This window comes from Pseudomonas sp. DF5 (assembly GCF_058148225.1).
Genome location: NZ_JBYVYM010000015.1, coordinates 127,689 through 150,434 on the forward strand (window position 1 = coordinate 127,689; position 22,746 = coordinate 150,434).

At 55.6% G+C, this 22,746-nt stretch carries 21 protein-coding genes; 9 read left to right on the forward strand and 12 right to left on the reverse strand.

Annotation, left to right across the window (positions count from 1 at the left end):
- Positions 1–67: 67 nt before the first annotated feature.
- The 4 genes from kdpC to kdpF form a co-directional block, all read right to left on the reverse strand.
- Positions 68–613, reverse strand: a complete 546-nt coding sequence (kdpC, locus tag AC30D7_RS15925) for a potassium-transporting ATPase subunit KdpC (protein ID WP_490134707.1) — start codon at positions 611–613, stop codon at positions 68–70.
- A 212-nt stretch (positions 614–825) separates the two neighbouring features.
- Entirely contained in the window at positions 826–2,883 is a 2,058-nt protein-coding gene (gene kdpB / locus AC30D7_RS15930) for a potassium-transporting ATPase subunit KdpB (protein WP_490134708.1), read from the reverse strand.
- Positions 2,884–2,893: 10 nt separating this feature from the next.
- Positions 2,894–4,588, reverse strand: a complete 1,695-nt coding sequence (kdpA, locus tag AC30D7_RS15935; protein WP_490134709.1) for a potassium-transporting ATPase subunit KdpA — start codon at positions 4,586–4,588, stop codon at positions 2,894–2,896.
- An 8-nt stretch (positions 4,589–4,596) separates the two neighbouring features.
- Positions 4,597–4,686 (reverse strand): K(+)-transporting ATPase subunit F, encoded by a 90-nt coding sequence (kdpF, locus tag AC30D7_RS15940; protein WP_007899818.1) that lies wholly within the window; start codon positions 4,684–4,686, stop codon positions 4,597–4,599.
- A gap of 404 nt (positions 4,687–5,090) precedes the next feature.
- Between kdpF and eat the strand changes: the two genes are divergently transcribed.
- Complete coding sequence (eat, locus tag AC30D7_RS15945; RefSeq protein ID WP_490134710.1) at positions 5,091–6,455, forward strand: ethanolamine permease; 1,365 nt, start codon at positions 5,091–5,093, stop codon at positions 6,453–6,455.
- A 144-nt stretch (positions 6,456–6,599) separates the two neighbouring features.
- Entirely contained in the window at positions 6,600–6,767 is a 168-nt protein-coding gene (locus tag AC30D7_RS15950; RefSeq protein ID WP_007939963.1) for a DUF2897 family protein, read from the forward strand.
- A gap of 44 nt (positions 6,768–6,811) precedes the next feature.
- On the opposite strand, the gene AC30D7_RS15955 is transcribed toward AC30D7_RS15950, so the two are convergent.
- The 7 genes from AC30D7_RS15955 to AC30D7_RS15985 all read right to left on the reverse strand — a co-directional run bounded on the left by AC30D7_RS15955 (position 6,812) and on the right by AC30D7_RS15985 (position 14,264).
- A complete protein-coding gene (locus AC30D7_RS15955) occupies positions 6,812–7,663 on the reverse strand; it encodes an urea carboxylase-associated family protein (protein WP_490134711.1) in 852 nt (283 codons plus the stop codon).
- A 16-nt stretch (positions 7,664–7,679) separates the two neighbouring features.
- Positions 7,680–8,333, reverse strand: coding sequence for a GntR family transcriptional regulator (locus AC30D7_RS15960; protein WP_028938999.1), 654 nt, complete (start codon positions 8,331–8,333; stop codon positions 7,680–7,682).
- A 78-nt stretch (positions 8,334–8,411) separates the two neighbouring features.
- On the reverse strand, positions 8,412–9,686 hold the full coding sequence (gene fabF, locus AC30D7_RS15965) for a beta-ketoacyl-ACP synthase II (protein WP_019582565.1): 1,275 nt from the start codon (positions 9,684–9,686) through the stop codon (positions 8,412–8,414).
- A gap of 31 nt (positions 9,687–9,717) precedes the next feature.
- Entirely contained in the window at positions 9,718–10,512 is a 795-nt protein-coding gene (locus AC30D7_RS15970; RefSeq protein WP_230174445.1) for an SDR family NAD(P)-dependent oxidoreductase, read from the reverse strand.
- 193 nt (positions 10,513–10,705) lie between these two features.
- Positions 10,706–11,041 carry a ComEA family DNA-binding protein gene (locus tag AC30D7_RS15975; protein WP_490134712.1) on the reverse strand — a complete coding sequence of 112 codons (336 nt, stop codon included), beginning with the start codon at positions 11,039–11,041 and terminating at the stop codon, positions 10,706–10,708.
- A gap of 113 nt (positions 11,042–11,154) precedes the next feature.
- Positions 11,155–13,149 (reverse strand): polysaccharide biosynthesis protein, encoded by a 1,995-nt coding sequence (locus AC30D7_RS15980; protein WP_490134713.1) that lies wholly within the window; start codon positions 13,147–13,149, stop codon positions 11,155–11,157.
- 95 nt (positions 13,150–13,244) lie between these two features.
- Entirely contained in the window at positions 13,245–14,264 is a 1,020-nt protein-coding gene (locus tag AC30D7_RS15985) for an MraY family glycosyltransferase (RefSeq protein ID WP_490134714.1), read from the reverse strand.
- A 366-nt stretch (positions 14,265–14,630) separates the two neighbouring features.
- Here AC30D7_RS15985 and AC30D7_RS15990 point away from each other — a divergent pair, with 366 nt between their 5' ends.
- Genes AC30D7_RS15990 through AC30D7_RS16020 form a run of 7 tightly spaced genes read left to right on the forward strand, consistent with a single transcriptional unit; the run spans position 14,631 to position 20,648 of the window.
- A complete protein-coding gene (locus AC30D7_RS15990; protein ID WP_428634984.1) occupies positions 14,631–15,656 on the forward strand; it encodes a glycosyltransferase in 1,026 nt (341 codons plus the stop codon).
- Positions 15,656–16,816, forward strand: a complete 1,161-nt coding sequence (locus AC30D7_RS15995) for an FAD-dependent oxidoreductase (protein WP_490134715.1) — start codon at positions 15,656–15,658, stop codon at positions 16,814–16,816. The genes AC30D7_RS15990 and AC30D7_RS15995 overlap by 1 nt, the downstream gene beginning before the upstream one ends.
- Entirely contained in the window at positions 16,813–17,550 is a 738-nt protein-coding gene (locus AC30D7_RS16000) for a glycosyltransferase (protein WP_428634980.1), read from the forward strand. The genes AC30D7_RS15995 and AC30D7_RS16000 overlap by 4 nt, the downstream gene beginning before the upstream one ends.
- 2 nt (positions 17,551–17,552) lie before the next feature.
- On the forward strand, positions 17,553–18,494 hold the full coding sequence (locus AC30D7_RS16005) for an aldo/keto reductase (RefSeq protein WP_490134716.1): 942 nt from the start codon (positions 17,553–17,555) through the stop codon (positions 18,492–18,494).
- A 15-nt stretch (positions 18,495–18,509) separates the two neighbouring features.
- A complete protein-coding gene (locus tag AC30D7_RS16010) occupies positions 18,510–18,890 on the forward strand; it encodes a GtrA family protein (RefSeq protein ID WP_428634976.1) in 381 nt (126 codons plus the stop codon).
- Between the two features lie 29 nt (positions 18,891–18,919).
- Complete coding sequence (locus tag AC30D7_RS16015; protein ID WP_490134717.1) at positions 18,920–19,417, forward strand: hypothetical protein; 498 nt, start codon at positions 18,920–18,922, stop codon at positions 19,415–19,417.
- Positions 19,398–20,648: a hypothetical protein gene (locus tag AC30D7_RS16020; protein ID WP_490134718.1), complete on the forward strand. Its 1,251-nt coding sequence runs from the start codon at positions 19,398–19,400 to the stop codon at positions 20,646–20,648. Before AC30D7_RS16015 ends, AC30D7_RS16020 begins: the two co-directional genes overlap by 20 nt.
- 391 nt (positions 20,649–21,039) lie before the next feature.
- Here AC30D7_RS16020 and AC30D7_RS16025 read toward each other — a convergent pair whose 3' ends face one another.
- Positions 21,040–22,092 (reverse strand): acyltransferase family protein, encoded by a 1,053-nt coding sequence (locus AC30D7_RS16025; RefSeq protein WP_490134719.1) that lies wholly within the window; start codon positions 22,090–22,092, stop codon positions 21,040–21,042.
- Positions 22,093–22,746: the final 654 nt, after the last annotated feature.

Sequence of the window (22,746 nt, forward strand, 5' to 3'; positions counted from 1 at the left end):
ACACATTTTGTATCCACCATCGCCTCCTGTGGGAGCGGGCTTGCCCGCGATTGGCGGCGCCACCGATTTACAGCTTTTCCAGCGCCAGGTTCAACTCAAGCACATTCACCACCGGCGGCCCCACCAACGGCTGTTCGATGTGCGCATTCAGCAATTGCTCAAGCGTAGACACCGGCAGATTGCGCGCCGCTGCGACACGCGCCAGTTGATAGGCAATCGCGGCCGGTGGCAAGTGCGGATCGAGGCCGCTGCCGGAGGTGGTCAGCATGGCCAACGGCACCGGTCCCTGCCCGGCCACCTGCAGCTTATTGGCCTCCTCGATCACCCGAGTGGCCAGCGCCGGATTACTCGGCGAAAGGTTGCTGGCGCTGCTCGACACGGTGGCAAAGGCACCGGCCGATGGCCGTGGGTGGAACCAGGCGTCGCCGACGAAATCCTGGGCAATCAGCGACGAGCCACGGACCTTGCCGTCGGCGTCGCGCACCAGGCTGCCATTGGCCTGGTCCGGGAAGGCGACCTGGGCGACGCCAGTCACCACCAAGGGGTAAGCGACGCCGGTGATCAGGGTCATCAGCACCAGCAGGCTCAGGGCCGGACGTATCAGTGTGGACATTTCAAAATCCTCGATTCGAAGAATACTCATCACTTAGAAGGCACACACATCACCTGTGGCGAGGGAGCTTGCTCCCGCTCGGCTGCGCAGCAGTCGTAAACCCGGTGAACGCGGTGCCCTGAATAAACATTGGGCCTGAGGTGGGGCCGCTTCGCAGCCCAGCGGGAGCAAGCTCCCTCGCCACAAAAAGCCCCTGCCTCAAACAACAACCGCTAAACCAGATGCAACGCCGTCAACAGCATGTCGATAGCCTTGATGCCCACGAACGGCACCAGAATCCCGCCCAGTCCATAGATCAACAGATTGCGTCGCAACAATGCCGCCGCACTCGCCGCTTGCACCCGCACACCGCGCAGCGCCAGTGGAATCAGCACCACAATGATCAGGGCGTTGAACACGATCGCCGAGAGAATCGCGCTCTGCGGACTGTTCAAGTGCATGACGTTGAGCACACCCAATTGCGGGTAGATCGAGGCGAACAACGCCGGCAGGATCGCGAAGTACTTGGCCACGTCGTTGGCGATGGAAAAGGTAGTCAGCGCACCACGGGTCACCAACAATTCCTTGCCGATCTGCACCACGTCCAACAGCTTGGTCGGGTCGCTGTCGAGGTCGACCATGTTCGCCGCCTCCCGCGCCGCTTGCGTACCGTCGTTCATCGCCATGCCCACGTCCGCCTGGGCCAGGGCCGGAGCGTCGTTGGCACCGTCGCCGCACATGGCGACCAGGCGCCCGTCGTTCTGCTCATGGCGAATGCGCGCCAGTTTTTTCTCCGGCGTGGCTTCGGCCAGTACGTCATCCACGCCCGCTTCGGCAGCAATCGCGGCGGCGGTCAGTGGGTTGTCGCCGGTAACCATGACCGTGCGAATCCCCAGCTTGCGCAGTTCGGCAAAACGTTCGCGGATGCCGGGTTTGACCACGTCCTTCAGATGAATCACACCGAGCAATTTGCCGTCGGCGCACACCAGCAGAGGCGTGCCCCCGCTCTGGGCGATCTTGTCGACTTCCCGGGACAGGGCCGGTGCGAGGTCCGCACGTTTCAGGCCGACGAAATTCAACAGCGAATCCACCGCGCCCTTACGATAGACCCGGCCCTGATAGTCGACGCCGGACAAGCGGGTTTCAGCGCTGAATGGCACGGCGGTCAACACTTTGGACGACGGCTCGGGTTGCGGGTGCAGACCGCGCAGGTACTCGACGATGGATTTTCCTTCAGCGGTGTCATCGGCCAGAGAGGCGAACAACGCGCCTTCGGCCAGTTCCTTGGCGCTGACGCCTGGTGCGGCATAAACCGCGCTGCAGCGACGGTTGCCGAAGGTGATGGTGCCGGTCTTGTCCAGCAGCAGGACGTGCACGTCCCCCGCCGCTTCCACGGCACGACCGGATTTGGCGATCACGTTCAGGCGCACCAGACGGTCCATCCCGGCGATACCAATGGCCGACAGCAAGCCACCAATGGTGGTCGGAATCAGCGTGACCAACAGCGCCACCAGGAACACCAGCGGCAGGTTACCGTTGGCGAAATGGGCAAACGGTTGCAGGGTCACCACCACCAACAGAAAGATCAGGGTCAGGCCGATCAGCAGGATATCCAGCGCCACTTCGTTCGGGGTTTTCTGGCGTTTGGCGCCTTCGACCAGCGCGATCATGCGATCCAGGGTCGACTCGCCGGGGTTGGCGGTGATGCGCACCAACAACCAGTCCGACACCAGACGAGTGTTGCCGGTGACGGCCGAACGGTCGCCGCCGGACTCGCGAATCACGGGTGCCGATTCACCGGTAATCGCCGCTTCGTTGACCGCCGCGATGCCTTCGATCACCTCGCCGTCGCCGGGAATCATCTCCCCCGCTTCGACGCGCACCACGTCGCCCTTGCGCAGGCTACTGGCGGGCACTACCTGAAAGCTGCCATTGGCGCTTTTGCGCCGGGCGCTCAAGCCAACGCTGCCGGCCTTGAGACTATCGGCGCGGGCCTTGCCGCGACCTTCGGCCAACGCTTCGGCGAAGTTGGCGAACAGCACGGTGAACCACAGCCACAACGCGATTTGCGCGGCAACGAAGGTCGGCACGGCGCTGTCGGGAATGAAGCACAGCACGGTGGTGAGGATGGCGGTCAGTTCCACCACCAGCATCACTGGCGCACGCTGCAATTGCCGAGGGTCGAGCTTGACGAACGCTTGCACCAGCGCCGGGCGCCAGAGCGCGGCGATGGCGGTTTTCGGTTGTTCCGGCGCCTTGACGACGGCGGCTTTAGTAGCGGGCATATTCATCATCGACTCCTTAGAAGGCCATGCTCAAGTGTTCAGCAATCGGACCCAGCGCCAGGGTTGGCAGAAAGGTCAAACCACCCACCAGCAAGATGGTCACGGTCAACAGGGTTACGAACAGCGGGCCATGGGTCGGGAAGCTGTTCTGGCCGATCGGCGCGGTTTTCTTCATCGCGAGGCTGCCGGCCAGGGCCAGCACCGGCAGGATGTAACCGAAGCGCCCGATCAACATGCCCAAGCCCAGCATCAGGTTGTGGAACGCAGTGTTGGCACCGAAGCCGCCGAAGGCAGAACCGTTGTTGGCACTGGCCGAGGTGTAGGCATAAAGCAACTGACTGAAACCATGAGCACCGGGGTTGCTCACCGCTGCCACCGGGCCTGGCAGGCTGGCGGCAATCGCGCCGAGCACCAGCACGCCCACCGGCATCACCAGCAAGGTCACCACCAGCAGCTGAACTTCCCGGGCTTGCAGTTTCTTGCCGAGGTACTCCGGCGTGCGGCCGATCATCAGCCCGGCGAGGAACACCGCGATCAACACGTTGAGCAACATGCCGTAGAGCCCGGCACCGACACCGCCGAAGATCACCTCGCCGACCATCATGTTGACCATCGCGACCATGCCGCTCAGCGGGTTGAGGCTGTCGTGCATGCCGTTGACCGAACCGTTGGACGCTGCGGTAGTGGTCACCGACCACAGCACAGTGGCGGTGGTGCCGAAGCGTGCTTCCTTGCCTTCCAGCGGCGCGGTCTGTTCGACGGCGACGTTGGCCAGGGTCGGATTGGGTTGGTATTCAGCCCACAGCGACGTGGCGCCACCGATCAAAAACAGCGCCAGCATGCAGGCGATGATCGCGCGGCTCTGACGCAGGTCTTTGACGTAATGGCCGAAGGTGAACACCAGCGCCACCGGAATCAGAATGATCGAGGCGACTTCGAACAGGTTGCTCCACGCCGTCGGGTTCTCGAACGGATGCGCCGAGTTGACGCCGAAGAAGCCACCGCCGTTAGTGCCCAGTTGTTTGATCGCAATCTGGCTGGCGGCCGGGCCGAGCGGGATCACCTGATCGACGCCCTGCATCGTCACGGCATTCACATATTGCGCGAAGGTTTGCGGCACACCCTGCCACACCAGATACAGCGCCAGCAGCAAGCACAGAGGCAGCAGGCCGTAGAGGGTAGCGCGAGTCATGTCGACCCAGAAGTTACCGAGGGTTTTGGTCGACTTGCGACCAATGCCGCGACACAGTGCAACCAGAACCGCCAGACCGGTGGCGGCGCTGACGAAGTTCTGCACGGTGAGGCCAACCATCTGGCTCAAGTAGCTCAGGGATGCTTCGCCACTGTAGGACTGCCAGTTGGTATTGGTCATGAAGCTGACAGCGGTATTGAACGCCAGCGTCCACTCCTGGCCCGGCAGGTTTTGCGGGTTCAGTGGCAAGTGATCCTGGAACATCAGGATCGCGAACAACAGCAAAAAGCCCGCGAGGTTGAAGGCGAGCAAGGCCAGGGTATATTTCTGCCAGCTCTGTTCGGACTGCGGATCGACGCCGGCCACCCGATAGCAGCCACGCTCCACCGGGCCGAGAATCGGCGAAAGCCAGGTACGCTGCCCTTCCATCACCTTGTAGTAGAAGCGCCCCAGAAACGGTGCCGGAATCAGCACCACGGCGAAGAAGGCGAGGATCAGCCAATAGTCATAACTGTGCATAGCCGCTCCTAGTTCCGGTCCGCGCGCAACAGCGCAACCAACAGATAAATGAACAGCCCCACTGCCAATAGCAGTGACACTCCGTCCAGAACGCTCATGGAAGTTCTCCGTGTTACGGCGTATTGCCGCGTGTGGAGTAATTGTCGGCAGGGAGGCTGTAAAGGCGCGAGATCGAGGGGTGTGGCGGGGCATAAAGAATGCGTAAAGAGTGGGTTTATGGCTTTGTTACAGCGGTGCCCAGCCGGGCCTCATCGCGGGCAAGCCCGCTCCCACAGGTTTTTGCGATTTCCGGGCATACGCATTCCATTGTGGGAGCGGGCTTGCCCGCGATGGCGGCAGAACAAGCGCCAACGCCCTCAACTGGCGCACAAAATACGGGGCTTACGGTGGCAAACATCCCCGATACGACGTCATTTTGCGCTTTACGACCGCCATCACAACACTGGCACGCCCACTGCACACGCCCTCCCCCGAGCTTTCCAAACCGTTCAGGGGGCAACACATGAACACACAACTCAAACCCACGCTGGGCACGCTGCACCTGTGGGGTATCGCGGTCGGGCTGGTGATTTCCGGTGAGTACTTCGGCTGGAGTTACGGCTGGGGCGTGGCCGGTACGCTGGGCTTTCTGGTGACCTCATTCATGGTCGCCACGATGTACACCTGCTTCATCTTCAGTTTCACCGAGCTGACCACCGCGATTCCTCATGCCGGCGGTCCCTTTGCCTACAGCCGCCGTGCTTTTGGAGAAAAAGGCGGATTGATTGCCGGGTTGGCGACGCTGATCGAATTCGTCTTCGCCCCACCGGCGATTGCCCTGGCGATCGGCGCCTATCTGAATGTGCAGTTTCCCGCCCTCGACCCGAAACACGCGGCAGTCGGGGCGTACATCGTGTTCATGGGCCTGAACATCCTCGGGGTGAAACTGGCCGCGACGTTCGAACTGGTGGTCTGCGTATTGGCAGTCGCCGAACTGCTGGTGTTCATGGGCGTGGTCGCCCCGGCGTTCAGCTTCAGTAACTTCGCGCTTAACGGCTGGGCCGGTTCTGATGTGTTCGGTGCGCCGGCGATTGCCGGGATGTTCGCGGCGATCCCGTTCGCCATCTGGTTCTTCCTGGCCATCGAAGGTGCGGCCATGGCCGCCGAAGAAGCCAAGGACCCGAAACGCACGATTCCCAAGGCCTACATCAGCGGCATCCTGACCCTGGTGCTGCTGGCGATGGGCGTGATGTTCTTTGCCGGCGGTGTCGGCGACTGGCGCACCCTGTCGAACATCAACGATCCGCTGCCACAAGCGATGAAAGCCGTGGTCGGCGAAAGCTCCGGCTGGTTGCACATGCTGGTGTGGATCGGCCTGTTCGGCCTGGTGGCGAGTTTCCACGGGATCATCCTCGGCTACTCGCGACAGTTCTTCGCCCTCGCCCGGGCCGGTTACTTGCCGGCATCGCTGGCCAAACTGTCGCGTTTCCAGACCCCGCACCGGGCAATCATCGCCGGTGGCGTGATCGGCATCGCGGCGATCTACAGTGACGGCTTGATCAACCTCGGCGGCATGACGCTGACGGCAGCAATGATCACCATGGCGGTATTCGGTGCGATCGTGATGTACATCATGAGCATGCTCAGCCTGTTCAAATTGCGCAAAACCGAACCGAACCTGGAACGCACTTTCCGCGCACCTTGCTACCCGTTGGTGCCATTCATTGCGCTGGTGTTGGCGGCGGTTTGCCTGGTGGCGATGGCCTGGTTCAACACCTTGATCGGGTTGATCTTCCTCGGCTTCATGGCGGTGGGCTTCGTGTACTTCATGCTGACGGCGCAATTGCGTGCCGATGCGCCGGCGGATGCGATGTTGACCGGGCTCTAAACAGTCGCTGCTCCAAGGATGTACGGCGTCCAGGGCATATCAGGCATAGAATGGAACCACTGCGAAAATTGATCGCTCAAAAGTGGTATGCACGATCGGTTGGCGAAACCCTCGCCCACCGGCCTGCCCTCAAGGAGAACGTCTATGCCCTGGTATGCCTGGTTGATTCTGATCGTTGCCATCGGCTCAATCGTTGGCGGTTTGCTGTTGCTGCGTGACACTGCCAACAAGGTCGAACTTACCGATGAGCAACGTAAACGCGTCGCCGAACGCAATGCTGAAGCGGACGCCAAGGATGCGCAGGACCGCTGACCGAACTGTGGTGAGGGGATTGCCCCCTCGCCACAAAAGCCCCTTCACTTTTCCCAAGCCGCCTTGGCAATGTGCAAGCCATGCAACCCCTTGTAAGCCGCACGCTCCGGCGGGCTCCAGCCCTCAAGCAACGAATCCTCCAACCGGTAAATCTCCACTCCCAGCGGGCGGCACACGCTCAACGGATCCTGCGCATCGGGCCCCCACATAGCCAGCGACAGATCGCCACCCGGGCAGGTCGATAGCGCACACAAAAGATCAATCTCGGCAAAGAACTCCAGATAGTCGCCCTTTTGCGCCGGGCAGGCTTTCATGAAATACATGTCGTCGTGGTTCAGGCCGGTGCACTGGAAAATGTTCAACACGTCATGCACATCGAACTCGGTCAGGCCATGGGGTATCACTGCGCGAGTCAGGTTGGAATGGCAGTGATGATGGAAGTCTTCACCGGTGAGCATTTTGTTCACGTAAGGATCGCAGCGCGTTCCCAGCAAATCGTGCAAACGCCCACCGTGTTCGTCGATACCATAACCGGCCAGGCTATCGTCGGTAATGGTCACCAGCGGCCGTAAAAATGGCAGGTTCGACCAGAGCCGGTCATGGGTGCTGACATGCGCGCCCTGCAACTGCCGGGTCCGCGCCGCCCACAAACGCTCGCGTGGATCGTGGGCATTCCAGACGTTGAAATCCCCGACTTGCGGGCCGACCGGGGTCGTGACCCTGAACACGTGCCCGGCCGGCACATTCCACGCGCGACCGGTGCGGATCGGCACTTCGAACTGCTCGATCAGCGTGCGCCGCTCTTTCTGGTCGCGGATCCGTTCGTAGAAGGCTGTGTCCACCTGCAAGGCCGAGCCTTTGCTGACTTGATAGGCCGCCGGATAGTCTTTGTACATGGCACAAAATCCTCGATCAGTGATGGGAAGAAGGGGCAAGCATCTGCAACAGGAGGTGTTCGGAATCGTCGAGATAAAGGCTCATGGCGTCCGCAGCCGCGCGCTTGTCGCCGTCGGCCAGCAACTCATGTATCTGCCGGTCACGCGCCAGCCAGGGCGCCTGAAAACGTGATTCATCGGGAGCGGTGCAAAACACCAGGCGCAGTTGCGCGACGACGTTGGTGAAGAACTCATCGAACAACGGACTGCGCAGCAATCCGACGATGTGTTGATGAAAGGCCAGGCTGTGGGTGCCGACGGCGCGCCAGTCCTCACGCTCCCGGGCCAGTTCGGTGGCCTCCAGGGCTTCGAGCATCCGGTCGGACTGATACTCACGCAACGGCTGGCTGGCGCTGATGGCTTGCAGTTCCAGGGTGCGCCGAACCTTGAACAGATCGCGCACATCATCGGCCCCCAGCCTGCGCACCATCACGCCCTTGTTGCGGACATAGCGGGTCAGCCCTTCCTGCCCCAGACGGTGCAACGCCTCGCGAATGGTGTTGCGCGAGGCGTTGTAAGCCGACACCAGATCGTTTTCCACCAGCGCCATGCCGGGCAGCAAACGACCGCCGATGATGTCAGCGCGCAATTCCAATGTGATGTGGTCGGCCAGGGACAGTCCGCTGCTCATACTCAACGCCTCGTGATTGTTCAACAATCGCCTGCGAATGAGTAATCACTATTCGTGCCATCACTTGCCTGTTGTGAACTAGTCCTCCCAGTATTTGAACAATACGCTGGCGTTCACGCCGCCAAATCCGAAACCGTTGGACATCGCGTAGTCGATGTTCATTGGTCGCGCCTGACCGTGAACAATGTCCACGCCTTCGGTAGCCGGATCCGGGTTATCGAAGTTGAGCGTGGCCGGCACCACCTGATCGCGTAGTGCCAACAGGGTAAAGATCGCCTCGACCCCGCCTGCGGCGCCGAGCAGATGCCCGGTGGCGGACTTGGTCGACGTCACCGCGATCTTGTTGTCCGAGCCGAACAGCGACTTGATGGCCGCCAGCTCTCCCAAATCGCCAACCGGTGTCGAGGTGGCGTGCGCGTTGAGATGCTGCACCTGTGCCGGCGAAATGCCCGCCTGAGCCAACGCCAGCGACATCGCCCGACGCGCACCGCTGCCATCCTCCGGCCCCGCAGTCAGGTGATAAGCATCGGCGCTGGTGCCGTAACCGACCAGCTCGGCTAATGGTTGCGCGCCGCGTGCTAGGGCATGTTCCAGGGATTCGATCACCAGCAGGCCCGAACCCTCGCCCATCACGAAGCCATCGCGCCCACTGTCGAACGGCCGCGAGGCGCGCTCCGGGGTATCGTTGTAACCGCTGGACAAGGCCCGCGCCGCGGCGAACCCGGCGAGACTGACCCGATCGATCGCCGCTTCCGCGCCGCCACACACCGCAATATCCGCCTCACCGCAGCGAATCAGCCGAGCCGCGTCACCAATCGCCTGAACCCCGGCCGCGCACGCTGTTACCGGAGCCCCCAAAGGGCCCTTGAAACCGTGCTGGATCGACACATGGCCCGCGGCGAGGTTGACCAGAAACGAAGGAATGGTGAACGGCGATAACCGTCGCGGACCACGACTGTCGGTGGTACGCACCGCATCGGCAATCGCGCCGAAACCACCCACGCCCGAGCCGATAATAGTGGCCGTGCGCTCCTGGGCATTGGCGTCGAGCGCTTGCCAACCGGCCTGCTCCACTGCCTGACGCGCCGCCTCCATGGCGAACACAATGAAGCGGTCCATCTTCTTCTGCTCTTTGGGCGGCGTCGCCCGATCCGGGTCAAAACCCGCCTCGGCATCTTCCGCCAGAGTCGGCACCACGCCACCGACCTTGGCCGGCAAATCGGCAACCACCTCATCTGGCAATACCCGTATCCCGGAACGTCCGGCTAACAAACGCGCCCAAACCGCTTCGACGCCGCTCCCCAACGGACACACCAGGCCCATGCCCGTGACTACCACCCGACGATTACTCATAGCGCAAATACCTCAGTCGATTCATGGCGCCTCACTTGTAACGCGCGGCGGCCGTGCTTCTGGACAGATTCGGCGCCATCGCATGACGCGCCGCCACAAAGGATTCCCACTCCGAGAGATTCGGCAAGGAAGGAATGGTGATGAGCTCCCCCTGATCCAGACCCGACAACGCCGCGTCGACCATCTCTCCCGCTTCCATGATCATGTCCTCCGGAATCTGGGACGCATCAATACCGGAACGCTCCAAAATCTCGGTGCGTGTCACTCCCGGCAATACCGCTTGCACCTGAACCCCGGTGCCTTGCAGCTCAGTATTCAACGACTGAGTCAGGCTCAATACATAAGCCTTGCTCGCGCTGTACGTCGCGTTGAACCGCTCAGGAAACAACGCCACCACCGACGCAATATTGATGATCGTCCCACGACCGGCCTTGGTAAAACCGGCTGCCGCCGCCGAAGCCAACCGCGTCACCGTGGTGACGTTCAACTGAATCAAGCGTTCCATCTGATCCATGTCGGCGTTGGCCAACAAACCATCCGCCGCGATACCGGCGTTGTTCACCAATAGGCTGATGCTTGAATCGCTGCGCAGACGCTGCTCAATCTTCAATACATCATCCTTTTGCGTCAGATCCGCCTTGAGCACCTCCACCTGAACACCATGCTCTGCGCGCAATTTGCTCGCGGCAGCCTCCAGCCGTTCCTGATCACGGGCAACCAGCAATAAATCAAAACCACGCGCCGCCAACCGTTGCGCGTAAACCGCACCGATGCCGGAAGAAGCGCCGGTGACAAGGGCCGTACCTTGGGCCTGGACAGAATTCATGACAGTGCTCCTGGGTGGATGCTTAAGGGAAGGCGAACGCTTCAGCGAACGACGGATTTATTATAGGCATAATTTTATCGCCATATGATAGCCGTAATTTTTTGCATCCCGATAAAAGGTGCCAGATAGCCCTCTGCAGCAATAAGCAAAAAAGGCCGGTCAATGACCGGCCTCCTAGTGTGGATTTATAAGCTTAGTTCACTTCCAGCTTCTCGCGATTCTTGTCCAGAATGGCTTTGCCTATACCCTTCACTTCCAGCAGTTCGTCTACCGACGAAAATGGCCCATTACTCTCACGATAAGCAACAATCGCCTTGGCCTTCGCCTCACCGATCCCGGACAACTCCCGTTGCAGGGTTGGCGCATCGGCCCCATTCAGATCGACCTTATTGGTTTGAGGCTTGGCGGCAGCGTCCAGCATCAAGGGTGCCTTGGCAGCCTCTGGCGCAGCAGTCGGCGCAGCGATGGCCGCAATAGAGGCGCTGGTGAGCAGGGCAAAAACCAGAGAGTAGAAATAGCCAGTACGCATAAATGAAGCTCCATGACATCGATTGGAAGAAGCAGCTTTTCCTAAGCTGCCTTCCAAACTTAGGCGATGTGATGGAGCTGTCAAAAGTGTGTCCGTTACAGGATGTGAAACAATCAGGGTTCGAGTCGGCGTTGCTGGTGAATCCAGTCGACGATCTCGCCGTCGGGGGTGTAGCCGCTGACCGTTTCGCGCAGGAGTTGACGGACGCGGGAGTAATCATCCTGTTCGACGGCAAGCAGCAACTCGGTCAAGCGCCCCTTGAGCACGTCCCAGGGCAAATGGTCTTCGTTGGCGGTCATGATCATCGGATGTGGCGTCGCGGCAACGTTATCGCCGATCAGCAACTCTTCGTAGAGCTTCTCTCCCGGACGCAGGCCCGTAAACTCGATCGAAATATCGCCCTGGGGATTTCGCTCGGAACGGATGCTCAAGCCGGACAGGTGAATCATCTTCTCCGCCAGCTCGACAATCTTCACCGGTTCGCCCATGTCCAGCACGAACACATCACCGCCCTGCCCCATGGAACCGGCTTGAATCACCAATTGCGCAGCTTCGGGGATAGTCATGAAGTAGCGCGTGATTTTCGGATGCGTGACGGTCAGCGGGCCGCCGGATTTGATCTGGCTGTGGAACAGCGGGATCACCGAACCGGAAGAGCCCAATACATTACCGAAACGCACCATGGTGAAACGGGTTTTGTTAACGCGCGATACATTGGCTTTATCGCCGAACAGCACAGGGGCAATTTCACGGCTCAGGGCTTGAAGCGTCAGCTCCGCCAGGCGCTTGGTACTGCCCATGATGTTGGTCGGACGTACGGCCTTGTCGGTGGAGATCAGCACGAAGTTGGCGACCCCCGACTGCAACGCAGCCTGAGCCGTGTTCAGGGTTCCGATAACGTTATTCAGCACGCCCTCGGCGATGTTGTGCTCGACCATTGGCACATGCTTGTAAGCAGCGGCATGGTAGACGGTGTCCACCCCCCAGGTCTTCATCACATCAAGCAGTTTGTGCGGGTGACGAATGGAACCGAGGATAGGCAGCAATTTGACCGGGACCGACTCACGACTGGCGCGTTGCTCCAATTCCGACAGGATGCTGTAGAGATTGAACTCACTGTGCTCAAACAGCAGAAGCGTGGTCGGGCCCAGCGAAAAAATCTGCCGGCACAGCTCCGAACCAATCGAGCCGCCGGCCCCCGTGACCATCACTGTCTTGCCTTTGATACAGCGCTCCAGCAAATCGGCCTGGGCTGGCACGGCATCACGGCCCAGCAAATCAGCGATATCCACTTCCTGAATGTCTTCAACCTTGACCCGACCGCTGGCCAGATCGGTGAAGTTCGGGACGCTTCGCACATGGAGGGGGTAGGCTTCCAGCAGATTGAGAATTTCCCTGCGTCGTGCGCGGGTGGATGACGGTAGGGCCAGGAGAATTTCCTGTGCGCCGGTGACGTCGATCATCTGCTGGATGTGTTTGGGTTTGTAGACCTGAAGGCCGGAAATAGAGCGATCGGCGATGCTGGGGTCGTCGTCGATGAATGCCACTGGGCGCATCACTCGGCCCATGCGCAATGCAGCCACCAACTGATTGCCTGCCACGCCTGCGCCGTAGATGGCGACTTTGGTGAGACCGTCGTCGCGGCTGGTGAACGGTACGTGCTGCGCGGCGGTGAACCAGTCGCCCATGAAGTATTGACGCATGCACAGGCGCAGGCCGCCGATGATCACCATGCTCAACCACCAGTAGTTGAAAATGATGGAGCGTGGGACGACGGTTTGGTGGTTGCTGTACCAATAAACCACAACCGCCAGGATCAGCGATGACAGGCTGACCGCCTTGACGATTGCGATCAGCGCATCATTGCCGAAGTACCGCATGACCGCGCGGTACATGCCAAAACGTATAAAAAGCGGGATGGCTACAACCGGCGCGCTGAGGAATAGCCAGAAATGGGCCCTCAGAGGGTTGTACATATCGTCGATGCCTAGGCGGACGATGAACGCAAGCCAGAGCGAAACCCAGACCAGAAAAATATCTGTGGTTACTTGAATCAGTCGTTTTTGCCTACGTGGCAAACCTAGCAAAAAGGCGCGTATTTTATCCATAAACCTCACCCGACCAGGCCCGTCCCCTCACAAAATTTGCGTTTATTGTACGGAATAATCCGGAAATCATTCTGAGTTTCCATACAAATCTGTGCTCAACGGTCCAGATCCACGTCCCCCGCATGATATTTCACGGCTATCAAGACTAGGGGAATGTAAGCTACCACTACCCCAAGCCCCCCATCCAGACCAAAAATAGTCACGCCGAGTGCGATGGGCAGCAACCAGAACACATTGATAACGGCGACGGCTGTTGTTACTGGCAAATGTCGCCCATATTGACGCGAAGCGTATTGATAAGCGTGACTTCTATGGGCTTCATAAACCTTGTCGCCACGCAATAGACGTCGTAGCAAGGTGAATGTCGCATCGACAATAAAAACACCGAGCAAGATCAACCACCCCCACAGAAAGCGCGGTTCGACCGCTGCAGCTTGAAGCGACAGCACCCCCAAGATAATTCCCAGAAAACCGCTCGCCGCGTCCCCCATGAATATTTTCGCTGGCGGAAAATTCCAGAACAGAAACCCCAGAACCGCCATTGCCAGGAACAGAGGCCCCCATATCAGGTTCGGATGCCCACTCACCCAGTAAAGCAGACAAGCCCCGAAGCACACGCAGATAGCCTCGACACTGGCGATGCCATCAATTCCATCCATGAAGTTGTAAAGGTTCAGCAGCCATACTAGATAGAACAGCGCAAAAAGATCTCCGGCCCAGCGCAAATCCAAGACAATTCCGGCCACTTCTATCGGAGCGAGTCCGCCCGTCCAGGCGAGCACCCACGCGGCGCCGGCAAAATGGCCAAGCAAGCGCCAGCGCGCGGCAATGTGGCCGTGGTCATCCATGAACCCGACAACTGCCACGAGCAACCCCGCACCCGCGGCTCCGATAAAAAACCGGGAATCAATCAGCTCCCCTACCCACATTGCCGCGAGGCAAACGAGAAAGGTCACTACGATTGAAACACCCCCCCCCCTTGGAGTCGGTACAGTATGCGAGCTGCGATCATTCGGCACGTCGAGCATGCTACGAGCCAGTGCATATCGACGCAGTACTGCAGTCAAACCAAAAGAAAGGCCGCAGACAGCCGGTATGAACCACCAGAAAATCATTGATTACATCACTCCGAAATGTTGGTGAGCTAAGCGCGACGCAACCACCACGGGCACAGAAGGTTGCTCAGAAGCGGAATATCCTACTGATCGCCCCCCCCAAGACCGTTTCGCACAACCGAACCGGAACGCGCCGCCTGTAGCTATGAATGATTGCCAAAGTGATAAAGGGTACACGATGTGTCGCGTTGTCGTACGTAACAAAGGCGGGCTTCAGGAGGCTTGGAAAGCGGGGTTTGGGCGCGATCGCATGCAAATGGCCATGAACGAAAAGGGTGACGTCCTCAACCCTGCAGATTAAGATTACGCGCTTTTTTTCGAAAATATGGGCGACGGCCAAATGGCAGGCGTCTGGAGGAACTCTAAATGGTATTTTTTCCGGTATTTCTCTCGGTTGTGTTTGTTGTGCGCAACCAATCAAACCATATAGGAAGTATCCTGGCAGACGCGGTCGAACGAATGTCCTCGCTCGTCAGTGATTACGAACTAATTGTTGTCGACAATGCGTCGGACGACGAAAGCATATCGATATTAAAAAGTCTGACCGCCGAAAACGGACTCCCCAACTTGCAGGTTTACGCACTGACCAAGGAAGTCGATACCGACACCGCATCCTGGGCAGGCTTGGAAAACGCTTTGGGGGACTTCGTAGTCGTGATCGATCCTTTGGCCGATGACATCGCCTTTCTGCCTGAGATGCTCGATAAGGCCGTCAGCGGCGCGGACGTGGTTTTCGCCAATAACAAGCAAAAGCCGCCACAAAGCCTTGCTTACGAGACAGCCTACAAAATATTCAATAAGGCCTACAAGTCATTTAATGGCATTCATCTGGCCACTGAAGCCCCTCAGTATCGCTTGCTCAGCAAACGAGTTATCAACTTCATCCTGCAACACCCGCAGCCATCTGTCACCTACCGCCATCTTCCCGCCACTGGCGGATTCGCTCGCGCCAATCTTATTTACAGTTCCAAGCCCCGAGTAACTCAGACCAAGCGCCTGCGTGAAAGTATGGACCGGGGTATGCTGTTATTGGTATCAACGACTCGTGCGCCAATGCGGTTAGTCACCTCGCTTTCTTTGTTTGGTGCCATTGCCAATCTGATCTACTCGTTTTATGTCGTTGCCAGTGGATTCTTGAATCCGCATGTTGCACCGGGCTGGATTAGCCTTTCCTTGCAGCAGTCCGGCATGTTCTTCCTGATATCGCTGGTTCTCATGGTGCTTGGGGAGTACATCCTGCACATGACCAGCCTGTCAAACGAAGGACCGCTCTATCACATTGCCCAAGAGTTCACGAGCGCCCGCATAACGCGGCACGAAAAACTGAATATTGAAGAGGTAGCCTCTCAGACGGCTCCCCCCTCCCCGTCTGCTTCTGGTCGAGTTGCCTGATGGCGGCTATTGATAATATGCAAGACGCGGTTGTCATCGGAGGGGGGTTTTACGGTGCAGCAATCGCCGTCTACCTGGCCAAGCAACGCGGCATGAAACGTGTCACTTTGATCGAGCGAGAATCCACGCTGCTGTCCCGTGCCTCGTACAATAATCAGGCACGAGTACACAACGGTTATCACTACCCCCGAAGCTTCACCACGGCGTACCGCAGTCGCATCAACTTACCAAAATTCGTTCAGGACTGGCCTGACGCGGTCAAACAGGACTTTACTAAACTGTATGCCATCGCTCGGCGCAATTCCAAAGTCACCGCGAATCAGTTTGAACGTTTTTATCGAGAGATCGGTGCCAGGATCGAACCGGCCACACCTGCACTGCGGGCGTTATTTGAACCGCGCCTGATCGAAGAGGTTTTTCTGGTTGAAGAATATGCATTCGATACAACCAGACTGGCTCAATGGGCACTGCGTGAACTGAGCGAAAGCGGTGTGAACATCCGCCTGCAGACCCGGGCTGTCGCAATATCCAACAGCCCTGACAACGCTCTGAATGTCACCCTCGCTCCCGAGGGCAAAGCGCAGGAACTCATCACCTGCCGATATGTATTTAATTGTACCTATAGCGGTCTCAATCAGTTTGGTGGCGACTTTCCAGGCACACAAACAGGCTTGAAGCAGGAAGTCACAGAAATGGCGCTCATGCAGGTACCGTCCGTGCTTCAGGATGTGGGCATCACGGTCATGGACGGTCCATTTTTTTCCATCATGCCATTTCCTGCCCGAGGCCTGCATACCGTATCGCACGTACGGTATACACCTCATATGCACTGGACTGACGAGTTGGGTAGCGACCCCTACCGAAAACTGGACAATTACGATCGCGCAACCCGTGTTGACCGCATGATTCGCGATATAAGTCGCTATCTGCCATCCGCGCTGAATGCCCAATATGTAGAATCACTTTTTGAAGTGAAAACCATTCTTACAAAGAACGAAGGCGACGATGGCAGGCCCATCCTGTTCGAAAAACATGATGCGCTTCCGGGATGCTACTCAATCCTGGGCGGGAAAATCGACAACATCTATGACGTTCTGGAAAAGCTTGAAACTGAAAATCTAGCCAGCACGCAGACAACCCTTTCAGAGCAACGAAAATGAATCCATCGATTGAAATTACAATCCCCATCTTGAACGAAGAAGCGACGCTGGCGGATCAAGTTAATAAAACTCGCGACTATATCCTCAATAATTTGACGGATATTGGCGATATCCATATCGTGCTGGCCGACAACGGATCAACCGATAGAACGCAGGAGATTGCCCGCGAGCTGCAAAACACGCTGCCCGGCGTACGATATCTACGCCTTGAAGAACGTGGCGTCGGCCGCGCCCTAAAAGCATCCTGGACGCAATCCACCGCAGACATTGTCGGCTACATGGATCTGGATCTGGCAACCGACTTACGCCACTTGCGCCCGGCACTGGAAGCACTCAAGGCGAACAGTGCTGATATCGTCACTGGCTCTCGCCTCGCAAAAGGTGCGAAAGTAATTGGTCGAAAACCTCTGAGGAATGTCACAAGCTTTGGCTTCAATTATATTGTGAAACTTATTTTCAATACGTCATTCAGTGACGGTATGTGTGGTTTCAAATTTCTGCAGCGAAACATTCTCGGTCCGCTGATGAAAACCGGAGCACAAAGTGACGGCTGGTTCTTCGCCACCGAACTCCTTATCACTGGTGAGCACCTGAAATACCGTGTACTGGATTTGCCGGTCACCTGGACCGACGACCCTAATTCAAAAGTCAAAGTTATCAAATTGATCATTGAGTACCTGAAGGCAATGTTCTCTTTACGCCAGCGCCTGAACAACACCAAGCCTGGAGTATGAACATGTCGACGTTCACGCCCGATAACAAAAAACTGGTGCTGGGCACAGCTCTCTGGGGCTGGGGCATAGAGCGCCGCGAAGCCTATGAGCTACTCGAGCACTTTTTGCAAAGTGGCGGCAGCATTGTCGATACCGCCACCAACTACCCGATCAACAAGCACAAGGAAGACTTTGGGCTTGCTGTCAGCTGGATAGCTGACTGGGTACAGCAACACGGAAAAACCGGCCTAGCGCTGACTGTAAAAATCGGCTCCAGAGACAACATGGGCTCCCCCGATGTAAACCTCACGCCCGACCACATTGACCGAGCTGCCGACACGCTGAAGAACCAGTTTGGCGACGCACTGTCTTGCATCTCGATCCACTGGGACAACAGGGCAGATGGCGAGTACCAACTGGCAGCCATTGCGCAAACCGTTGATGCCATGTCAAAACTGGAAAAAGCGGGGCTTTCCATTGGTTTGTCGGGCATAAAGTATCCGGAACTGTACTTCAAGGCCAACCCAGCCCTGGCAGAGAAATGGATAATCCAAGTCAAAGAAAATTTCATGACACGTGCCGCTCGTGAGACCTATCAAACATGGTTTCCCAAGGCAAAGTACCTTGCCTACGGGATCAACTTGGGCGGGCTGAAAATCGAAGCACCGAAAACAAATAGCTCGATCGAATTGCGCCAGATAAATATCCCGCAATTGCTGACAGAGAGGCTTGGACACTTCCTCAACTCGGACCACGGATTCGCGCCTCGCCCCATGACACTCAATGAGTTGGCAATGGCTGCATCTTACGTAAATCCTTCGCTCTCAGGGGTAGTCATAGGCCCTAGGAATATTGAGCAACTGGAAAACACCCTTACCTATTGGAAGTCTTTAGAAGAGCACGCCGACAAACCCAAAGGTCTGCAGGTGTTCAATCAATTGTCTAAAGACTTATCGCCCGCATAGGAAGCTTCGCAAATAATGCAACCGCTAAAATATATCTTTGCCGGCATCGCCAATACAGCAATCGGTTATGGCGTATTCCTGACACTGATCACTCTGTTCAATATGAACCCGGCATACGCTAACGCGATTGGCTATGGAGTAGCATTGATTGCAGCATTTTTACTTAATAAGACTTTCGTCTTTAGTCAGTCAACAACTGACCAAAGTACACTCCCGAAATTTATTCTTGCCTTTGCCATCTCATTTACGCTAAACCAATTGGTACTAATGATAATTTACCGGTGGCTAGGAGTGCATGCGGAAATAGCACAAATTTTCGCCATGACCTCATACACGATAGCGTTTTATCTTCTCAATAAAGAATTTGTATTCAACAAACACAGAACCGAACAATAACAGACAAAAAAATCACCAGGATACAAAAAGTGCCCAAACCACCTTACAACACAACACTCAAAAGCGTGTTAAATTTTTCACCCGCCACATATATCTTTGCAATCATTCTCTCGATATTGGTGGGAGCTTTCCTTTTTTTCGCAAACAACACCATAAAAATCGCCAAACTTCCTACAGAAAACAACTACACTCCCGACCTGAAAGCCAACTTTGACAAGTGTGAAATTGGCCCATTCTGGATCTCAGTCAGTGGCTGGGCGTTTATGCCTCCCCCTAACGACATGATTAAAATTCATATTATTGCCGCGGGAAAAAACGGGGCGATCGAACTGATCACTCACCGTCTGAACAGAAAGGATGTCAGCGATTTCCTTAAGATAAAAAGTGAATTTCATTTACATGGATTCTCCGCATCCGCCATGAGTTACCAGCTCCGCAAACGCTACGGCAACACTGTAAAGCTATACATCGAAGACTCGAAAGGCATTATATATTACGGAGGCGAAAATGCCTGCACTGCGATTTGACTCAGAAACAAAAAAAGCACTTCTATTTTTACTATTTCTTGCATTTCTTTATTTGAGCTTTTTCTTCAATCTAGAGCTAAAACCTTTCTCGGACGACTACACATTTCTATCAGCCGTCACGTCAGGCGCGAGCCAACTAGACTATCTGACTAAACGTTACTATACATGGACCGGTCGGATAGCAATCGAAGGCATCATGTTTGCGACTATAGGCCTACCAACTTTCTGGAAGCTTGCGATTCCAACTTCCGTGCTTTTAATCGCCTACTCCACCTGGAAAGCTTTTTTCTCAAACACCTTCCATTATGCCTATGGCATTATTCTCTGCACATTCCTGACATTGCTTATCAGCCACAGCATTCTAGACACTACAGTTTACTATGTTACTGGCTTTTACAACTATTTGCTGCCGATTACATCGGCCGTTTTCGTTTGCACAACCTTCATACGGCCATCAGCGTTTTCAACGCCAGAAAAAATACTCGCACTTTCCCTCGCCTTCATTGCTTCGCAATCAGAACAGGCGGGGGTGTCAATGCTCAGTGTATTAGCAATTTCTTTGATTTGGGACAAAAAAAACGCCCTTCTCTATAGAGGCCTTATATTGGCGATAGCGGTTGCTGGTTTTTTCTTTCTGCTGTCTGCGCCCGGAAACTATCTACGCATGACTTCAGAACTACGATACATGCCAGAATTTACCGACTACTCTTTTTTCAAAAAAATAACGACCGGGCTTGATGTTTTCAACCACCACTTTATTGACTCAAAAAACCTCTACCCAAAATTGATCACCCTGCTACTGCTCCTGCTCTCTTTCAACAAAAACTTCCACCTAAAAAAGTTTGCCTTCTTGCTGGCCATCTGCGGCATTTTTCAAGGCAGCGTTTTTGGATACATATTCAATGCCGGAGGTAACGAATATTTCTCAATTCGCTACCTGAGTACGGGGCTTGGTCTTAGTTACTTCGTTTCCTACACACTGACGCTCTTATCACTTGTAAGCATTATCTACATCGTGAGAAACGTCATCGCTAGCGACAGCAAATTTTACTTCGCGACCTTCCTCTTGCTACTTCACGTAGCTGTAACTGCATTGGTAGGCCTCTCGCCGACGGCCTACGAATCTGGCTACAGGGTTCTGTTTGCAGGCGACATCATCAGCCTTATGTTCATTTGCTTATTGTTTAAAGAAGAAATCGAACGACGTGCCACAGCCTCCCCACAGAACTAAGTCGGAGGCAGGTTAAACCCTGATCACCCATGTTGGCTCCGAAAAGGAATCGGGAGTACAGCATCAGGGATCAGGGGGGGGGGGGGGGGGGGGTAACTTTGAATATGGGGTTCATGGAGTGCCTACGGACCTTCATCTGCAAGATTACGCCCATGCTGGGCACACTAAAAAGGGCTACTTACATAGCCCTTTTTATACAGCTCGCCAGTTAACAATAGCCGCTCCATGAGTTCCACACTCCAAGCCAGAATTTGATGCTCGATGCTGTGCTCTCGATTACTTTCTGGAGCCTGCCCCTCATGATGCGCTCTCTAGCCAACACTATCGTTCGACCCGCGTCAGCCGATACTTTTGACGAAGCAGGCTGTAGGTCTATGCTGGAATTCAGACTTTAGATACGACCATTTTCTGAAAGCCCCCCAGAGTACTTAGATGACTTCAGCAGCGCCAAAACCACTCTCTGCAAAGGCCTCTCCACAAATTTATAGCTCAACCACGAAACAAGTAGAGTGACAGCCAAAACTAGAGAAAAACTAATTAAATAGCTATCACCTGGAGGAAACCAAGACAATAGAGAAAGAAGCACAAAGTAATGAAGCAGGTAAACAGAGTATGAAATTTTACCAACCCACCTCAGAGGACTCCACGAAAGGATCGCAGACAAATAGTACCTATCAGAAACAACTATAACAAAGAGAGTGATAAACTGCGCCATTACGATAAAGCTACGCCAAGAGTCAATTTCAAGATCAAAGTACAATCTTGAAAATTTAGGAAACGTGGCTGGCACGCTCAGCAATAGTAGAACGCCTATCACCGATCTAATCTTGGTTGAGTCCATAATAACCTTATAGCTTGAGCCGCTCGCTACGATCAGTCCAAATATGAAATAGTGACATCTATTGAAAAAATCATAACCATAATTTAACCCTCCAACCACCAACAGGCAGGTGATACTCAACAGCGTAGCGGCCGTCGCCATTTTCCCGGCCCTAGATGCAAAAAACCATATTGCAACGAAACCCATGTAGAAAATGAATTCAATCTGAATAGTCCAGAGAACGCCAAAGCCACGCTCAACCAATGCAACCTGCCCCAGATAAACACTTACCGAATCAATTTCCGATAATGCTATTTTTCCCGGAAATCCTGACCAAGCCAGGAAGGCAGGCAGAGCAGAAACAAGTAGAAAAAGCGGATAAACCCGAGCAACACGCTTAAACACATACTCAACCAAGCTTGACTTGGTAAACTCCTGATCAAGATGAAGCTTGCCAATCAGAAAACCGCTCAGCATAAAGAACAGCATAACCCCGGCCTGCCCTCCCCCCTCACCCAGCACACCGCCAAACATACCTGTAAGGTTGCTGTAATGACTCACCACTACTACGAGAGCAGCAAAACCTCTAAACCCATCTAGATTATTAATATGCTGTTGTTGCATCAAATTTACGCCAACAAAATTTCGATCATTCTATCCGTAAAACCCAGAAACACGAAGCTTGGGGCGTTCGCTTCAGCGTTGCAAATCCCTGCGTACACTTGGCATGCCTTAACAGCGATCACAGCCGCAGATTAGAAGTGGTGACATATCCTTTAAGAAGACATGATGCCCGAGCTTCGGCGTCTGTTTCGCTCCCACAGTCCAGGCCGGAGCCTTCGGGTGGCACCGCCGGTGGATCGGGCTCGGCACCGGACATCACCAGGTCAGTCGCCTCCTGCGCTTGGGCGAACTGCCCGGCAAGGATCGGCTTTGCGCCCTTAGCCAGTTCACGCGGTTGCGGATTATCCAGACCACGGCGATCTGGCTCGCTAGACTTTCACCCTGCCCCCCCACAGTGTGCGGGCGCCTGCCCGACATCAGTTACGGCGTATATATTTATCACGTGCCGATTCTATTATTCATCACTGAGAAATGCCGGATAACGGACATCCAAAGTGCAAGTTTGATACTGATGAGCGCCCTGATACCAACTTGCCTAGCCAGTTGGTATCTTATTGAGCGACCTTGTATTCGTTACAAGCGCAAAACAAAACCCGACAACGCAAAAGCAAACGCACAGCCAGCCGTTTAGATACTACTAATCGCCTCCCTTAT

Coding starts and splice junctions, on each gene's coding strand:
- kdpC (WP_490134707.1), bottom strand. CDS start 613: ATGTCCACACTGATACGTCCGGCCCTGAGCCTGCTGGTGCTGATGACC.
- kdpB (WP_490134708.1), bottom strand. CDS start 2,883: ATGAATATGCCCGCTACTAAAGCCGCCGTCGTCAAGGCGCCGGAACAA.
- kdpA (WP_490134709.1), bottom strand. CDS start 4,588: ATGCACAGTTATGACTATTGGCTGATCCTCGCCTTCTTCGCCGTGGTG.
- kdpF (WP_007899818.1), bottom strand. CDS start 4,686: ATGAGCGTTCTGGACGGAGTGTCACTGCTATTGGCAGTGGGGCTGTTC.
- eat (WP_490134710.1), top strand. CDS start 5,091: ATGAACACACAACTCAAACCCACGCTGGGCACGCTGCACCTGTGGGGT.
- AC30D7_RS15950 (WP_007939963.1), top strand. CDS start 6,600: ATGCCCTGGTATGCCTGGTTGATTCTGATCGTTGCCATCGGCTCAATC.
- AC30D7_RS15955 (WP_490134711.1), bottom strand. CDS start 7,663: ATGTACAAAGACTATCCGGCGGCCTATCAAGTCAGCAAAGGCTCGGCC.
- AC30D7_RS15960 (WP_028938999.1), bottom strand. CDS start 8,333: ATGAGCAGCGGACTGTCCCTGGCCGACCACATCACATTGGAATTGCGC.
- fabF (WP_019582565.1), bottom strand. CDS start 9,686: ATGAGTAATCGTCGGGTGGTAGTCACGGGCATGGGCCTGGTGTGTCCG.
- AC30D7_RS15970 (WP_230174445.1), bottom strand. CDS start 10,512: ATGAATTCTGTCCAGGCCCAAGGTACGGCCCTTGTCACCGGCGCTTCT.
- AC30D7_RS15975 (WP_490134712.1), bottom strand. CDS start 11,041: ATGCGTACTGGCTATTTCTACTCTCTGGTTTTTGCCCTGCTCACCAGC.
- AC30D7_RS15980 (WP_490134713.1), bottom strand. CDS start 13,149: ATGGATAAAATACGCGCCTTTTTGCTAGGTTTGCCACGTAGGCAAAAA.
- AC30D7_RS15985 (WP_490134714.1), bottom strand. CDS start 14,264: ATGATTTTCTGGTGGTTCATACCGGCTGTCTGCGGCCTTTCTTTTGGT.
- AC30D7_RS15990 (WP_428634984.1), top strand. CDS start 14,631: ATGGTATTTTTTCCGGTATTTCTCTCGGTTGTGTTTGTTGTGCGCAAC.
- AC30D7_RS15995 (WP_490134715.1), top strand. CDS start 15,656: ATGGCGGCTATTGATAATATGCAAGACGCGGTTGTCATCGGAGGGGGG.
- AC30D7_RS16000 (WP_428634980.1), top strand. CDS start 16,813: ATGAATCCATCGATTGAAATTACAATCCCCATCTTGAACGAAGAAGCG.
- AC30D7_RS16005 (WP_490134716.1), top strand. CDS start 17,553: ATGTCGACGTTCACGCCCGATAACAAAAAACTGGTGCTGGGCACAGCT.
- AC30D7_RS16010 (WP_428634976.1), top strand. CDS start 18,510: ATGCAACCGCTAAAATATATCTTTGCCGGCATCGCCAATACAGCAATC.
- AC30D7_RS16020 (WP_490134718.1), top strand. CDS start 19,398: ATGCCTGCACTGCGATTTGACTCAGAAACAAAAAAAGCACTTCTATTT.
- AC30D7_RS16025 (WP_490134719.1), bottom strand. CDS start 22,092: ATGCAACAACAGCATATTAATAATCTAGATGGGTTTAGAGGTTTTGCT.